Below are 14,701 nucleotides of genomic sequence, written 5' to 3'. Positions count from 1 at the left end.
CGCCTTCAGCTCCGGAATATCCCCGATGTGCGCCAGCAGGCGCAGCTCGATCTGGGAATAGTCGGCGCTGATCAGCACATTGCCGGGGCCGGCGATGAAGGCCTTCCTGATCTGGCGGCCGGTCTCGGTGCGGATCGGGATGTTCTGCAGGTTGGGGTCCGACGAGGCCAGCCGGCCGGTGGTCGCCGCGGCCAGCTGGTAGCTGGTGTGGACGCGGTGGGTGGCCGGGTCCATCGCCGCGATCAGGGCGTCGGTGTAGGTGCCCTTCAGCTTGGACAGCTGGCGCCAGTCGAGGATGGCGCGGGGCAGGGGGTGGCTGAGCGCCAGCTCCTCCAGCGTCGAGGCGCCGGTCTCCCACTGGCCCGAGGCGGTCTTCTTGCCGCCGGGCATGTCCAGTTCGCCGAACAGGATCTCGCCGATCTGGCGCGGGGAGCCGACGTTGAAGGGCCGGCCGGCCAGCCTGTGGGCCTCGGCCTCCAGCTCGGCCATGCGCATGCCGAACTCGCTGGACAGGCGGCGCAGGCGTTCCGGGTCGACGCGGATGCCGTGGCGCTCCATGCCGGCCAGGACCTCGGGCATGCCGCGCTCCAGGGTCTCGTAGACGGTGAGCAGGCCCTCCTGCGCCAGTCTCGGCTTCAGGATCCGCCAAAGCCTGAGCGTCACGTCCGCGTCCTCGGCCGCGTAGCAGGTCGCCGGTTTCAGCTCGACGTGCTTGAAGCTCTTCTGGCTCTTGCCCGTCCCGGCCACGCTCTTGAACGCGATCGGCTCGTGCCCCAGGTGCAGCCGCGCCAGCTCGTCCATCCCGTGCCCGTGCAGCCCGCCCTCCAGCACGTAGGAGATCAGCAGCGTGTCGTCATACGGCGCGACCCGAATGCCCCTGCGCGCCATCACCGCCAGGTCGTATTTGGCATTCTGAAGGATTTTCAATACGCTAGCGTCTTCCAGCAGCGGCTTCAACCGCGCCAGCGCCGTCGGCTTATCGATCTGCTGGATTGCGGGGCGCGCCTCGCCCCCGCCCAACAGGTCCGTCTCCCCCACCTCATGCTCATGCGTCAGCGGCACATAGCAGGCCTCGTTGGGCCCCACCGCGATCGACACCCCGCACAGCCCCGCATGCGTCGCCGACAGCGCATCCGTCTCCGTGTCGAAGCCGATGACGCCCGCCGCCCGCGCCCTCGCGATCCAGCGATCGAGGTCCTCGACGGTCTGGACGCACTCGTAGGCGTCGAGGTTGAAGCCGTGGCTGTCCGCGGGGCCACGCGCCTCGCTGGGCGCATAGCGCGGGGTCAGCACCGGCGCGGTCGGGACGCGGGCGAAGGCGGGGCCTTCCTTGTCCGGCGCCTTGCCGTCGCCGACCCGACGCGCCAGCGAGCGGAACTCCATCTCCTCCAGGAAGGCGGACAGGACCTCCGGGTCCGGGTCCCGGACCGCGAAGTCGTCGATCGGCTCCACCGCCGGGGCGTCGCAGGTCAGCCGTACCAGTTCTCTCGAAAGCCGGATCTGGTCCGCGTACTCGATCAGCGTCTCGCGCCGCTTCGGCTGCTTGATCTCGCCGGCCCGCGCCAGCAGCGTGTCGAGGTCCCCGAACTCCAGGATCAGCTGCGCCGCCGTCTTCGGCCCGATCCCCGGCGCCCCCGGCACATTGTCGACGCTGTCCCCAATCAGCGCCTGGACCTCGACGACCTTGTCTGGGCCGACGCCGAACTTCTCGAACACCGCCTCCTCACCCAGGCGGCGGTCCTTCATGGGGTCGTACATGACGACGCCATTCCCGATCAGCTGCATCAGGTCCTTGTCGGACGAGACGATGACGGCCTCGCCGCCGGCGTCGCGGGCCTTGCAGGCGTAGGTGGCGATCAGGTCGTCGGCCTCGTAACCGGGCAGCTCCAGGCAGGCGACGCCGAAGGCCGACGTCGCCTTACGGACCAGGCCGAACTGGGGGATGAGGTCTTCGGGCGGCGGGGGCCGGTGAGCCTTGTACTGGTCGTAGAGGTCGTTGCGGAACGTCCGCTCGGAGTGGTCGAAGATGGCCACCAGGTGGGTCGGCCCGTCCTCGCCCTTCATCTCCCGCAGCAGCTTCCAGAGCATGTTGCAGTAGCCCTGCACGGCGCCGACCGGCAGGCCGTCGGACTTTCGCGTCAGGGGCGGCAGGGCGTGGTAGGCGCGGAAAATGTAGGCCGAGGCGTCGATCATCCACAGGCGCAGGGCCGGCCCGTCCTGGGTCAGCGAGCGGTCGGCGATCGTCTCGGTTTCGGGGGCGTCGGTCATGGGCCAAGGCATAGCGAAACTCGCCCCGCCCGTCGCCCTCCCTAAGCGGAGCAAAAACCGCTATCAGCGGCGCATGACACCTGACGTCTCCATCGTGGTGCCCGTCCATGACGAGGCCGGCGCGGCCGGCCCGCTGGCGCGCGAAATCGCCGAGGCCTTCAAGGGCCGCGACTTCGAGATGGTGTTCGTCAACGACGCGAGCCGGGACAGCACCCTGGCCGAGCTCCAGGCGCTGAAGGCCGAGCTGCCGATGCTGCGCGTCCTGAGCCACGCGAAGAACGCGGGCCAGAGCCGGGCGGTGCGCACCGGAGTACTGGCCGCGCGCGCGCCGATCATCGTCACGCTGGACGGCGACGGCCAGAACCCGCCGGCGGACGCGCCCAGGCTGGCCGACGCCCTGATGGCCGCCCCGCCGGAGGTGGCGCTGGTCGGCGGCGTGCGCGCCAAGCGGCAGGATTCCGGCGCCAAGCGCTGGGCCTCGCGCTGGGCCAACGGTATCCGCAAGTGGCTGCTGAACGATGACGCCGACGACACGGGTTGCGGCCTCAAGGCGTTCCGGCGCGACGCCTTTTTGCGCCTGCCCTACTTCGATCACATCCACCGCTACCTGCCGGCCCTGATGATCCGCGAGGGCTATCAGAACCGGTTCATGGACGTGGGCCACCGGGGCCGCGAGACGGGGCGGTCGAAGTACACCAACCTCGGCCGGCTGTGGGCGGCGCTCTCCGATCTGCTGGGCGTGATGTGGCTGCGGACGCGCTCCAGGAACCCCGGCGATGTCACGGAAGCCTGAGGCGGCGACTCTCGTGACAGGCGCTGCCCGCTTTCAGGGCCGTGCGAACAGGGATATCACTGAACGGCAAAGTCGCAGGGGCCCCACGATGCTGACCGCCTTTCCGCTGCTGTTCATCACCTTCATCCTCTACAACATCTTCGCGCTGTTCGGGATGTCGGACACCGCCATGGCTGCCGACGCGGCGCTGCGTCAGGAGCTCATCGGCATGACCATGCCGTCGGGCGGCCGGTGGGTCATGGGCGTCGGGGACCTGCTGGTCCTCTTCTCGCTGATCCTGCTGTTCTTCGAGTTGCTCAAGTCGACCTCCAGCCAGAAGGTCGCGATCATCAACCACGCCCTGTCGATGATCCTGTTCATCTTCTGCCTGGTGGAGTTCCTGCTCTTCCCCAGGTTCGCGACCGCGACCTTCTTCCTGATCACGGTGATGGTCCTGCTCGACGTCATGGCCGGCTTCATCGTGACCATCATCACGGCGCGGAAGGACTTCGACTTCGGCGCCGGCGGGGCGGCCTAGCGTCAGTCGCGGGGCGGACAGCCTTCGAAGGTTCCCAGCCGCACCACGCTGAGGTGGTCGGTGTTCAGGTGCATGATCGGGTCCATCGACGACCGGCCCATCCCGGTGAACAGGTCGATGCGCTGACCGCGAATGGCCGGCCCAGTGTCCGAGACGTACCAGACGCCGTCGTGCAGGCTGCCGTCCGGCATGCGGATGCCGACCGTCTCGCGAATGAAGATGATGCTGCGCCGCGGCGCCACGTTTCGATCGGTCGCGGCTGTGCGCATGGCGACCGGCGGACAGCCCAGGGAATCCCGCGGACCCGCGCCACCGCCGCCCTGGTGATACAGGGTCGCCCGCATTCGCCATTCCGGCTCCCGCGCTTCGGCGGCGGCCAGAGGCGCCACTTCGGGGACTTCAGAGGCGAGAGGCCCGGCGGGGCCCATGAGCATAGCGAGCGTAAAGGCGGCCGAGGTTGGGTCGATCACCGGAAAGGTCCGTGGCTGTTTCGGATGGGCGCGAAAATGCCGCTCGATAAGGCGAAAGCAAGGCTTGGCCGTTCGCCTGCGACAAGAGGCGGCGCCCAAGGCCGCCTGCGTGCGTTAAGGTGCCGTCAAGCTTGACGGAGGTCGGCCGTGGTCTGGTGGTGGTGGCTTATCCCGGGATTTCTGGCGCTGGTGGGGGTGATCACTCTCCTGGCCGGGCTCGGAGCGTTCTTCGGCGGGCGGCCGATCTCGGGCCTTTTGCGCGCGCTGGGCGGCGGCGCGGTGGCCGCCGGCGCGGTGATCGCCGGTCTGATCGGCATGGATGTCCAGACCTATCAGCGCCTGACCTTCGAGCGGCCGGTGGCGACCCTCAGGACCGTCCAGGTCGGCCCTCAGCACTTCACCGCCGAACTGACTGAGCCGCCGAGCGACGTCTATCCGGACGGCCGCACCGAAACCTACGACCTGCACGGCGACGAATGGCGCGTCGAGGCGCGGGTGCTCAAATGGGAGCCCTGGGCCAACGTCCTGGGTCTGGACAGCCAGTACCAGCTGGACCGCCTTTCCGGCCGCTACATCGAGACCGAAGACGAGTTGAACGCAGAGCGCAGCGTCCACAACCTTCGACCGCCCCGCGACCCTCGCCTGGAGCGCTGGTGGGTCGACGCCTGGCGCATGGGCCGCCGGTTCCCCTTCATGGGCCGCGCGGTCGACACGCTGTATGGGTCCGGCGCGGCCATGCCCATGGTCGATGGCGGCGAATATGAGGTCTGGATAACCCAGTCCGGCCTGATCGCCCGCCCTGCCAACGCCGCGGCCGAGGAAGCCTCGATGAGCGGCGGCTGGCGGTGAGCCTGGCCCTCTACGGAGACTCCCGGTCCGGCAACTGTCTCAAGGTCAAATGGCTGCTCGACCGGCTCGGGCGCGCCTACGACTGGTTCGAGGTCGATGTGGTCGGCGGCCAGACCCGCACGGCGGCGTTTCTGGCGCTGAATCCCGCCGGCCAGGTTCCTCTGGTGGTCCTGGAGGACGGCCGTCCCCTGGCGCAGTCCAACGCCATCCTTCTCCACCTGTCGGAAGGAACGGACCTGATCCCGGGCGACGCCTACGCCCGGTCCCGCATGATGGAGTGGCTGTTCTGGGAGCAGTACAGCCACGAGCCTTACATCGCCGTCGCGCGCTTTCAGATGGCCTATCTCGGCAAGTCGCGTGAGGACCTCGACCCCAGGCTGTTCCAGCGGGGCGAGGCGGCTCTGAACCGGATGGAGGCGGCGCTGTCGGCCTCCGATTTCCTCGTCGGCGAGCGGCTGACGCTCGCCGACATCGCCCTGGTCGCCTACACCCGCATGGCCGGCGACGGTGGCTTCGACCTGACCGGATGGCCCGCGGTCTCGGCCTGGGTCGCGCGGACGGAGCGCGCTCTGGGGCTGGCGCCCTACTGAACACCTCGCGGCGATGAGCCACGGGCGGCGCCCGGCGAACAATTCGCTTCGCGCGCGGTTGTCAGGGTGGAAGCCGGCGCATGCGGCGGCCGGCTCCTTCCAACCCGTCCAGAGGAGCATGCGATCATGGATGACCGCTATCGGAACGACTATTCCCATCAGGCCGGACGAGGTCGGCGAACCGACGAGGACTGGCAAAGGCGCGAGGCCTGGCAGGGCCGCGAGGACCACAGCTTCGGGCCGCGCGACTATCGAGACCGCTCCCGCAGTCGGCCCTATGGAGCCTACGGGCACGGCGGCGCGGAGCGCAGCCGTGAGCCGGATTGGACGGCCTATAGTCAGGACCAGTACACGGGCCGCTACTCATCGGCCTGGGACGAGGAGCGGCCCCGCTCGCGCAGCTATGGCCGCGACCGCGCTCATGGCCAGGATGACGGACAGGGCCGCTATCCCAGGGCGCAGGGCCGTGACTACAGCCGCGGTCAGCAGGGGTACGACCCCTACACCGCCCGCTTTGGCGACCGGTGGGACTATGGCGGAACCGAGTACCACGGCTCGGAGCGCGACTGGCGCGACCGGTCCGACTATCGCGACCAGGATGGCCGCAACTGGTGGGAGCGCACCAAGGACGCGGTGACCGACATGTTCTCGGACGACGACCGGCGGCCGGAGCGTGACTATTACGCCGGCGACCGCGGCGCCTATTGGGGCAAGGGCCCCAAGGGCTACAGGCGCTCCGATGACCGTATCCGCGAGGACGTCAGCGACCGGCTGACCGAGGACGCCTGGCTCGACGCCTCGGAGATCGAGGTCGCCGTGTCCGACTGCGAGGTCACTCTGAACGGCACGGTGTCCAATCGCGCGGACAAGCGGCGCGCCGAGGACTGCGCCGAACGCATCTCGGGCGTCCGGCACGTGCAGAATAACCTGCGCGTCCAGGAGTTCGGTTCGAGCTACGCTGGAGAGGACGCCGCCAAGCGCACGACGGCGACCGGCTCGACCACCGGCAAGGTGTCCTAGAAAGAGGAACGGCGGGGCGATCGCTCGCCCCGCCGCCCATCGCTTCAGGCGTTTGGCTGGATCAGAAGGTCCAGCGTCCCGTGATCTGCCACACCGGGCCCGCGTCTTCGGTTTCGAGCTCGTACTCGTCGTAGCTGCGAGCGACCTGGTCAGCCAGATTGTCGAACTTGTCGAAGATTTCGTCCTTCGACGCGTTCAGCAGGTTGGAGCCCGTGAGGCGCAGCACGAAACGCTCGCCGAAGCGGCGCTCGATGAAGACTTCCAGATTCTCGCCGTAGGTGGTGGTGACCTCCTCGGTCAGGAAGCGGTCGAAGGCCTCGCCCTGCTGGAAGTAGGTGGCGCCGAAGGCCAGCTCCCAGGCGGGGATGTCGTGAGTGAAGCCCGCCGACAGCACCGAATCCGACTGACCGTTGAAGCGGCGCTCGCCAAGGAAGTCCTCGACCTCGGAATCGAGCCACGAATAGTTCAGGAAGACCCCGGTGTCCGGCATGCCTAGCGCGTCGAGCGGGGTCGAAAGGTCGAACTCGACGCCCCAGACCGTCCCATCTCCGACGTTATCGACCGTGTAGATGAAGGTGCCGGGTCCGGCGGAGCCCTCAAGGCCGGTGTTCACGTACTCGATGAGGTCTTGAACGTCGCGGTAGAAGAAGTTGATCCCCGCGACGCCGCGACGGCCCAGCCGGCGCTCCAGTCCAACGTCAAAGCCCCAGGCCGTCTCCGGCTCGAGCGCCGGATTGCCGATGAAGTCGCTGTCGCCGAATTCTTCTTCCAGCAGCGCGGGCGACAGGAAGCTGAAGTTGGGCCGGCGTACGCTGCGGCCGACCGAGGCGATAAGGCGGTCCTGCTCCGACAGGTTCAGGCGGAAGGAGAAGGACGGAAGCACGTGGTTGTAGTCACTCTCATCGACCGTCGAGGTGGTCATGTCGTCGATCGTCGAGTCCGTCGTCTCCCAGCGCAGGCCGGCTTCCCACGAAACCCGCCCGCCCGAGCCGGAGAAGACGAAGAACGGATCGATGCGAGTCTCTTCGATGCGCGACAGGCCGCCGGGAACGGGATCGTAGCCCGAATAGGGGGGCACGGTCGGGCGGACGCCGGGAGCATTCGGCACGTTGAAGCGGATGCGGTCGGCCTCGAGGATCGAGGTGTCCCGGGTCTTCAGGGTGACGTCGATCCCGAATTCCAGCTCGGCATCGCCGCCGAACACATCGCGTGAGTGATCCAGACGCAGCGTCCACTCCTCGTCCTGGATGTCCACCAGGGTCTGGTCGGCGGTGAAGCGATCCTCGTCCGGGAAGGGGGTCGCGTCGCGGAGGTATTCTGACTCGGTCTCGAACTCGGTCTGCTCGTCGCTGATCATCGCGTAGTTCAAGCTGATGTCGGTCTCGCCGCCGGCCATAGGGCCGTCCCAGCCCAGCCGGACGGACAGGTTGTCGGTCAGGATGTCGGTGTCGTTGTCGTTGAAGGTAAGGAGGTTGGGGTTGGTGATGATCCCGTCCTGATACTCCCAGGAATCCTCGTCCTCGTAGCGATCGGTGCGGACGAAGACGGTCGACAGCTCCAGGTCTCCCCCGAACATCGGAAGCTCATAGGCTCCGTTGAAGGCGTAGTCCGTTCCGTCGCGCACGTCGGTCTGCACCTCGACGTTGTCGAGCGTGCCCCCCGGCTCGTCGAAGCGCTGCGAGAACTTGTTCTTCGGATTGTAGCGCTCGGACACGTCCAGGCCCGCGAGCAGGCGGCCGGGGCCGAACTGGCCGCCCCAGAAGGCGCCGTAGCTGAAGCGCCACTCGCCGTTGTCGAAGTACCGGGCCCCGGCGCGCAGATAGCCGCCGTCCAGGGTGTAGGCGTCGCGCAGCACGATGTTGATCGCGCCTGCCATGGCGTCGCCCGAGCGGCGGGCCGAAGGCGCGCGCACCACTTCCACGCGCTCGATCAATTCGGCGGGGATGCGATCGACGAAGAAGGAGCGATCATCGCCGGCGCCCGGGACGCTCTCGCCGTCGATCAGGATCTGGGTGTAGCCCGGGTCCAGCCCGCGCAGACGTGCGCCGTCGGATTCCAGGACGTCCGACAGGAAGGTCACCGACGGAACGCGACGTAGCGCGTCACCCACCGTCAGCGGCTCGAATCGCTGGAAGTACTGCTGCTCGTAGGACAGCGTCGGGACCGTGTCGTCCGTCCGGTTACGGAACGTCGCCTGGGCCGGGATCACCACCTCGGCCACCGCGGTGGGTTCGCCCTCGTCCGGGCCCGTGCGGACCGCCTCCTGGGCCTGGGCCTGAGCGGCCAAGAGCAGCGGCGCGACCGCCGCGGCGGCAAGTAGAGTTCTCGACATCATTCTGTCATTCCCGAGTAACAGAGCGGTCATTGACCGCAAAGCGTTCCTGTGTGAACAGCGTCGCCATAGATTTGGCGGCTGCCGGGAGCCAGTGATGTTTAATCTGCAGAAATATTGCTTTTTCTTCGCAGCGCCCGGCGCGGCGATACTCGTGTCCGGATGCGTCCTGCTTGATCCGGAGCTTTACTCAGACTCCCGGAGGATGGCGGTCGGCGTCGGCACGCCAGTCCCGGCAGCTGCCGAGACTGTTGCGGTAGGAACTACAAGGGCGGACGCGGCGGACGACCCGGAAATCTGGGTCGATCCCTCCGATCCGTCGCGCGTCGTCATCCTCGGCACTGACAAGCAGGCCGGCCTCTACAGCTACGCCCTCGACGGCGCGGTCCTCGGATTCATCCCGGACGGCCAGCTCAACAATGTCGATCTGCGTGGCGCCTTTCCCACACCTCAGGGAGAGCGCGTGCTGGTGGCGGCCAGTGATCGGGGGCGCATGGGCGCCGCGCTCTATCTGATGCACCCGAGCACCTTCGAGATCGCGGCCTGGGGGCTGGTCCCGCTCGATCTGCCCGAGCCCTACGGCCTGTGCGTCGGCCGTCGCGGCGAGGACTTTCTCGTCTTCATCAACTCGACCGACGGTCAGGTCCGCCAGCTGAGGGTCGCCGCCGGCCCGGACGGATCGGTTCAGGCGGTCGAGGAACGGCGCTTCGCCGTCCCCAGTCAGCCGGAAGGCTGTGTCGTGGATGACCTTCGGGGGCGGCTCTATCTGGGCGAGGAGGCAGCGGGCGTCTGGCTATTCGACACGGCCGCCCGGGGAACGGCCCAAGGCCGCATCGTGGCGGCCGCCCCATCCGAAATGCTCCAGCCCGACGTCGAGGGCCTGACCCTGCTGCACGAGCCGGGCGGACCGTCGTGGCTGATCGCCTCCAGCCAGGGCGACAGCGCATTCGCCGTCTTCCGCGCCGACGGCCCCGAGCTCGAGTACCGGGGCCGCTTCTCGGTGGTCGCGGCCAATGGCGTGGACGCCGTGACCGGCGCCGACGGCGTAGCCGCCCTCGGCGGCGCGGTCGGCGCCTTCGCTCAAGGGCTCGTGGTCATGCAGGACGACGCCGACACCCAAGGCGAAGCGCCTGACACCCGTCGCGAGCAGCAGAACTTCAAGCTTGTCGACTGGGCGGAGGTCCGGCGGGCGCTGGGGCTCTAACCCCCGCCCACGCCGCGCTGGAAGCTTTCGACGAGAGACCCCGCGACCAGCCGCCAGCCGTCGACCAGCACGAAGAAGATCAGCTTGAACGGCAGGCTGACGACCACGGGCGGCAGCATCATCATGCCCATGGACATCAGCACGCTGGCCACCACGAGGTCGATGACCAGAAACGGCACGAACAGCAGAAAGCCGATCTCGAACGCCCGCTTGAGCTCCGAGATCATGAAGGCCGGGGTGACGACGCGCAGCGGCAGGTCCTGAGCGGTGACGCCGGCCTCGACCTGGGACAGCCGCGTGAACAGCGCCAGATCGCTCTCCCCCACCTGGCTGAGCATGAAGGTCTTCACCGGCTCGGCCGCCGCGTCGAAGGCCTGGGGCAGCTCCATCTGCTGATCCAGCAGAGGCCGGATGCCGGAATCGTAGGCTGCGGTCCAGGTCGGAGCCATGACGATGGCCGACAGGAACAGGGCCAGCGAGACCAGCACCGCATTGGGCGGCGACTGCTGAAGGCCGAGCGCCGTGCGCAACAGGGACAGCACCACCACGATCCGCACGAAGCTGGTGGTCATGATGACGATCGACGGCGCCAGCGACAGCACCGTGATCAGGCCGATGAGCTGCACCACCCGCTCGGTCAGTCCGGCTCCGGTGCCCAGATCGATGTTCACCGAGGACCCGGCGCCTGTCTGGGTGACGAGGTCCTGGGCGAGCGCCGCCACCGGCCAGGCCAGGGAAACCAGCGTGACGACAAGGGACAACACGGCCGCGCGCTTGAGTTCCGCGCGGCTGGGCAGGCCGATGAGCTTTGTCCGCGTCATGGCTGGCTGTCCGGCCGCTCCAGCTCCTTGCCCTCACCGAGCAGGAGCAGGCGTTCCTGGTCGTCGACCTGGACCAGCACCAGGCGGCGGGCCGGGTCCAGCACCAGGGTCTCGACGACCTTGAGCCGCCGCATGCCGCGCTCGGCCTGCAGGCGCTCCAGCCATTGCGGCGCATAGCGGCGCAGGGCCACCGCGGCCAGGCCGATCAGCCCCAGGGTGATGCCGAGCCCGAGAACGGCGCGGGCGAAATCGAGGAAGTTCATACTGAGGCGGCCCCGTCGCCAGCCGCTACGGCTGGGCGCTCAGGCTCGCCAATCATGGTTAACGCCGCCTTTCCGAAAGGTCCGGTTAACCATGGGCGCGGCAGATTATGCCCATGGGCATCGACGGCATCCCCCTGTTCTCCATGCTGCGCGGCCGTCTCTCGTGGCTGGGCGAGCGCCAGCGCGTGGTCGCGGAAAACGTCGCCAACGCCGACACGCCCGGCTATGCGGCCCGCGATCTCAGCGCGCCTGCGGATTTCGCCCGGGCGCTCGACGGGGCGCGCGGGGTCGGCCTGATGCGAACCTCAGGCATGCACATGGCCTCGCCGACAGCGGCCGCCACGCCCTTCACCGCCGAGGTCTCTCCGGATTCCGAGACCACGCCCGACGGCAACTCGGTCGTGGTCGAGGAGCAGATGCTGCGCATGGCCGAGAGCCGCATGGCCTATGACGCGGCGATCGGCTTCTACCAGAAATCCCTGAACATGCTCCGGCTCGCCGCGCGCGCGACGGGCCGTTGATCTGAAGGAGGCTTGAGCCATGACGGATCCGGTCACGCCACGAAACTCCACCATGGCGGTCGCCGCCTCGGCGCTGCGCGCGCAGCAGGCGCGCATGCGGGTGATCGCCGAGAACATCGCCAACGCCGAATCCACCGCGCCGGTCGAGGGCGGCGACCCCTATCGCCGGCGCGTGCCGGTGTTCGAGACCCGAACCATCGACGGCGCCTCGGGCGTCGAACTTGCAAGGGTGCGCGAGGACCAGGGCGACTTCCGTCTGGACTATGAGCCCGGCCACCCGGCGGCCGACGAGGACGGCTATGTTCGGCGGCCGAACGTCAACTCCCTGATCGAGTCGATGGACATGCGTGAGGCCCAGCGCGCCTACGAGGCCAATCTCAACGTCATCGAGACGGCGCGGGCCATGGACCAGCGCATCCTCGAACTGCTGCGCAAGTAGGGAGCCGCTGAATGGATCCGATGGCCGCAATCCGCGCCTATACGGCGGCGCAAGGGGCGGGGCAGCCGACGGCGGCGGGCGGGGCTGCGGCCCCCGGCTTCGACGAGATGCTGCGCGGCTTCATGGGCGACGCTGTCCAGGCCAGCCGCGCCGCCGAAGGCCAGATGGCCGCCCATGTGAACGGACAGGCCGACCTCGTCAGCGTCGTCACCGCCATCGCCTCGGCCGAGGCCTCGCTGGAGACGGTCGTGGCCGTCCGCGATCAGGTGATCCAGGCCTACCAGGAAATCATGCGGATGCCGATCTGACGGCTCGGCCCGTCAGTCCGAGCTCGGCGCGCGGTTCCGGCACCACTGGGACAGGACCCACTTCTCTCCGGCCGTCGGAGCGCGGCCGGCATGGAGGGTATTGAGGTCCGGCTTTCCGTCCGGCGTCACATTGGCCCAGAACAGGGCGTCACCCGTACGCCCTCGGTGCTCCAGCCCGATCGACGGCATGGACGTCTCGCCGCCCTCGAAGTCCTCGTTCAGGAAGATCAGGAAGGTGGCGATGCGCTGGCCGGCCCGGGCCAGATCCGGCTGGTGGCCGCTGCGCGTCGCGTCAAGCCAGTCATAGTGCGGCTCGAACCTCTGGCCGACCGAATAGTGCAGCACCTGCAGGGGCTCCAGACCCGGAACCGGCAGGCCCGTGGCCCGCGCGATGCGCTCGCGCACCAGCAGCATGGCCAGGTCCACCTCCCAGAAATTGTAGGCGGACGTCGAGTTGTCCCGGCTGTCCTGGAAGATCGGTCCGGCCGACACATTGTCGTACACCGGCGCGCGCGACAGCTTGGGCTGCGAACGCTCGATTAGCCAGGCGCAGATGTCGGGGGGAATGAAGCCCGCTATCGACAGCACGTGCGGCCGCTTCGAGATCACCTGCGGCGGCGGCGGGGTCAGCCAGCCGGACAGCTCCGGGTCGGCCCCGATCAGTCCGATGGTCGCCTGGGCCACCGGGTGTCCGCCCTCGGCCGCCTGGCGCATCCGCCGGAAGGCCTCGGGCCAATCGGGCGGCGCCCCCAGCCCGGCCCCGTGCCTTAGCGACAGGGCGTGCGCGGCGTCGACATCGCCGGCGTCGGCCGCGGCGACCAGTTCCGGATAATCGAGATCGATCGGTTCGCTCACCCGCGGGCCAGCCTCAGGAACTCCTCGCGCGTGCGCGGATCGTCGCGCATGGCCCCGATGAGGTGGCTGGTGGTCAGGGACGACCCGGCCGTGTTCACGCCGCGGAGCGTCATGCAGCTGTGCTCGGCCTCGATCACCACGCCGACGCCGGCGGGCTTGAGGACATCGTGGATGGCCATGGCGATCTCGGAGGTCATCTTCTCCTGGATCTGCAGGCGCCGCGCAAAGCCGTGGACGACCCGCGCCAGCTTGGAGATGCCGACCACCCGGTTCGTGGGCAGATAGCCGACGTGCGCCTTGCCGACGACCGGCAGCATGTGGTGCTCGCAGAAGCTGACGAAGCGGATGTCCTTGAGGACCACCATCTCGTCATAGCCGCCGACCTCCTCGAAGGTCCGCTCCAGATAGGTGCGCGGGCAGGTGTCGTAGCCGGCGAACAGTTCGCGGTAGGAGCGGGCGACCCGGCCCGGCGTGTCGAGCACGCCTTCGCGGTCGGGGTCGTCGCCGGCCCAGCGGATCAGGGTTCGGACGGCGGCTTCGGCTTCGGCCTGGGTGACGTCTCGGTCGGCTTGATCGGTCATGCTGGCTATCTAGTGCTTCCGGCCGAGCTCGGCGAGAGCAGCCCGCGCCTCGGCCGCGTCCTGGTCGATGCGGCTCTTCAGGGCCTCCAGCCCGTCGAACTTCAGCTCGGGCCGGATCCAGGCGATCAGTTCGGTCTCGATGACCTGGCCGTAGATCTCCTCGTCGAAGTCAAACAGCCAGACTTCCAGCAGCGGCTCGGGCGTCTCGAACATCGGCCGGACCCCGAGGCTCGACACACCGTCGAAGACGCGGCCGTCCGGCAGGCGGGTCCGGGTCGCATAGATGCCGTAGGCGGGCCGGACGTAGTCGCCCAGCTGCACATTGGCCGTCGGCACGCCGATGGTTCGACCCCGCTTGTCGCCGTGGACGACTTCGCCCTCGATGGCGAAGGGGCGGCCGAGGATCTCGGCGGCGCGGTCGGGCCGCGCGCCCATCAGGGCCTCGCGCACGGCCGAGGATGACAGCTTCATGCCCTTGGGGTCGGCGACCTGAGGGGTCACCGAGACGCCGAAGCCCATGTCCGCGCCATAGGCGGCGAGGCGGTCGGGCGAGCCCGTCCGGCCCTTGCCGAAGGTAACGTCGAATCCGACCGCCACGTGTCTCACGCCCAGTCCCCGGGCCAGCACCCGCTCGGCGAAGTCTCGGTCCGACAGGGACGCCATCTCGGCGTCAAACGGCAGCAGGTAAAGCCGGTCGGCCCCTTCGGATTCCAGGGCGCGGGCGAGCTGGCCGGTGGTCATCAGGCGAAGGGGAACCGCCTCCGGCTGGAAGAAGCGGCGCGGATGCGGGTCGAAGCTGACGACCCCGCAGGGGACGCCCAGCCGGTCCGCCGCGGCCCGCGCCTCGGCGATCACCCGCCGGTGGCCGCG

At 68.6% G+C, this 14,701-nt stretch carries 17 protein-coding genes; 9 read left to right on the top strand and 8 right to left on the bottom strand.

Features of this window, described 5'->3' with window-relative positions:
- A partial coding sequence (gene polA, locus Q0M60_RS02940; protein ID WP_296815714.1) for a DNA polymerase I occupies nucleotides 1-2,268 on the bottom strand: 2,268 nt, incomplete at its 3' end.
- A gap of 73 nt (nucleotides 2,269-2,341) precedes the next feature.
- Between polA and Q0M60_RS02935 the strand changes: the two genes are divergently transcribed.
- Both Q0M60_RS02935 and Q0M60_RS02930 read left to right on the top strand, forming a co-directional pair.
- Nucleotides 2,342-3,061 (top strand): glycosyltransferase family 2 protein, encoded by a 720-nt coding sequence (locus Q0M60_RS02935; protein ID WP_296815713.1) that lies wholly within the window; start codon nucleotides 2,342-2,344, stop codon nucleotides 3,059-3,061.
- A gap of 88 nt (nucleotides 3,062-3,149) precedes the next feature.
- On the top strand, nucleotides 3,150-3,578 hold the full coding sequence (locus Q0M60_RS02930) for a hypothetical protein (RefSeq protein ID WP_296815710.1): 429 nt from the start codon (nucleotides 3,150-3,152) through the stop codon (nucleotides 3,576-3,578).
- Between the two features lie 2 nt (nucleotides 3,579-3,580).
- Here the strand turns inward: Q0M60_RS02930 and Q0M60_RS02925 are convergent, their stop codons facing one another.
- The gene (locus Q0M60_RS02925; protein ID WP_296815706.1) at nucleotides 3,581-3,967 is read right to left on the bottom strand and encodes a 3D domain-containing protein; all 387 of its coding nucleotides are present in this window, start codon (nucleotides 3,965-3,967) and stop codon (nucleotides 3,581-3,583) included.
- A 228-nt stretch (nucleotides 3,968-4,195) separates the two neighbouring features.
- Between Q0M60_RS02925 and Q0M60_RS02920 the strand changes: the two genes are divergently transcribed.
- The 3 genes from Q0M60_RS02920 (at nucleotide 4,196) to Q0M60_RS02910 (ending at nucleotide 6,507) form a co-directional block, all read left to right on the top strand.
- On the top strand, nucleotides 4,196-4,897 hold the full coding sequence (locus tag Q0M60_RS02920) for a hypothetical protein (RefSeq protein WP_296815704.1): 702 nt from the start codon (nucleotides 4,196-4,198) through the stop codon (nucleotides 4,895-4,897).
- On the top strand, nucleotides 4,894-5,487 hold the full coding sequence (locus Q0M60_RS02915; RefSeq protein WP_366855471.1) for a glutathione S-transferase family protein: 594 nt from the start codon (nucleotides 4,894-4,896) through the stop codon (nucleotides 5,485-5,487). The genes Q0M60_RS02920 and Q0M60_RS02915 overlap by 4 nt, the downstream gene beginning before the upstream one ends.
- A 126-nt stretch (nucleotides 5,488-5,613) precedes the next feature.
- Nucleotides 5,614-6,507, top strand: a complete 894-nt coding sequence (locus Q0M60_RS02910) for a BON domain-containing protein (RefSeq protein ID WP_296815701.1) — start codon at nucleotides 5,614-5,616, stop codon at nucleotides 6,505-6,507.
- A gap of 61 nt (nucleotides 6,508-6,568) precedes the next feature.
- On the opposite strand, the gene Q0M60_RS02905 is transcribed toward Q0M60_RS02910, so the two are convergent.
- Nucleotides 6,569-8,839, bottom strand: a complete 2,271-nt coding sequence (locus Q0M60_RS02905; protein ID WP_296815699.1) for a TonB-dependent receptor — start codon at nucleotides 8,837-8,839, stop codon at nucleotides 6,569-6,571.
- Nucleotides 8,840-9,044: 205 nt separating this feature from the next.
- On the opposite strand from Q0M60_RS02905, the gene Q0M60_RS02900 reads away from it, so the two are divergent.
- Nucleotides 9,045-10,043, top strand: coding sequence for a phytase (locus Q0M60_RS02900; protein ID WP_296815696.1), 999 nt, complete (start codon nucleotides 9,045-9,047; stop codon nucleotides 10,041-10,043).
- Here the strand turns inward: Q0M60_RS02900 and fliP are convergent.
- Together fliP and Q0M60_RS02890 are read right to left on the bottom strand one after the other, a co-directional pair.
- Nucleotides 10,040-10,864, bottom strand: coding sequence for a flagellar type III secretion system pore protein FliP (fliP, locus tag Q0M60_RS02895; RefSeq protein WP_296815693.1), 825 nt, complete (start codon nucleotides 10,862-10,864; stop codon nucleotides 10,040-10,042). The two genes, Q0M60_RS02900 and fliP, sit on opposite strands and share 4 nt — an antisense overlap.
- Nucleotides 10,861-11,127, bottom strand: coding sequence for a flagellar biosynthetic protein FliO (locus Q0M60_RS02890; protein WP_296815691.1), 267 nt, complete (start codon nucleotides 11,125-11,127; stop codon nucleotides 10,861-10,863). The genes fliP and Q0M60_RS02890 overlap by 4 nt, the downstream gene beginning before the upstream one ends.
- Before the next feature lie 113 nt (nucleotides 11,128-11,240).
- Between Q0M60_RS02890 and flgB the strand changes: the two genes are divergently transcribed.
- The 3 genes from flgB to Q0M60_RS02875 are packed head-to-tail and all read left to right on the top strand — an operon-like array spanning nucleotide 11,241 to nucleotide 12,395.
- The gene (gene flgB / locus Q0M60_RS02885; protein ID WP_296815688.1) at nucleotides 11,241-11,648 is read left to right on the top strand and encodes a flagellar basal body rod protein FlgB; all 408 of its coding nucleotides are present in this window, start codon (nucleotides 11,241-11,243) and stop codon (nucleotides 11,646-11,648) included.
- 19 nt (nucleotides 11,649-11,667) lie between these two features.
- Nucleotides 11,668-12,087, top strand: coding sequence for a flagellar basal body rod protein FlgC (gene flgC / locus Q0M60_RS02880; RefSeq protein ID WP_296815685.1), 420 nt, complete (start codon nucleotides 11,668-11,670; stop codon nucleotides 12,085-12,087).
- 11 nt (nucleotides 12,088-12,098) lie between these two features.
- Nucleotides 12,099-12,395, top strand: coding sequence for a flagellar hook-basal body complex protein FliE (locus Q0M60_RS02875; protein WP_296815684.1), 297 nt, complete (start codon nucleotides 12,099-12,101; stop codon nucleotides 12,393-12,395).
- A 12-nt stretch (nucleotides 12,396-12,407) separates the two neighbouring features.
- On the opposite strand, the gene Q0M60_RS02870 is transcribed toward Q0M60_RS02875, so the two are convergent.
- The 3 genes from Q0M60_RS02870 to ribF form a co-directional block, all read right to left on the bottom strand.
- The gene (locus Q0M60_RS02870; protein ID WP_296815681.1) at nucleotides 12,408-13,250 is read right to left on the bottom strand and encodes a 2OG-Fe(II) oxygenase; all 843 of its coding nucleotides are present in this window, start codon (nucleotides 13,248-13,250) and stop codon (nucleotides 12,408-12,410) included.
- The gene (folE, locus tag Q0M60_RS02865; RefSeq protein ID WP_296815678.1) at nucleotides 13,247-13,831 is read right to left on the bottom strand and encodes a GTP cyclohydrolase I FolE; all 585 of its coding nucleotides are present in this window, start codon (nucleotides 13,829-13,831) and stop codon (nucleotides 13,247-13,249) included. The genes Q0M60_RS02870 and folE overlap by 4 nt, the downstream gene beginning before the upstream one ends.
- 9 nt (nucleotides 13,832-13,840) lie before the next feature.
- Nucleotides 13,841-14,701: riboflavin biosynthesis protein RibF (ribF, locus tag Q0M60_RS02860; RefSeq protein ID WP_296815675.1), on the bottom strand; the 861-nt coding region annotated here is incomplete at its 5' end.

It is taken from the genome of Brevundimonas sp., assembly GCF_024711105.1.
Taxonomy (GTDB): Bacteria; Pseudomonadota; Alphaproteobacteria; order Caulobacterales; family Caulobacteraceae; genus Brevundimonas.
The sequence above is the reverse complement of the archived record's forward strand: the minus strand, read 5'-3'. Positions and strand labels throughout refer to the sequence as shown.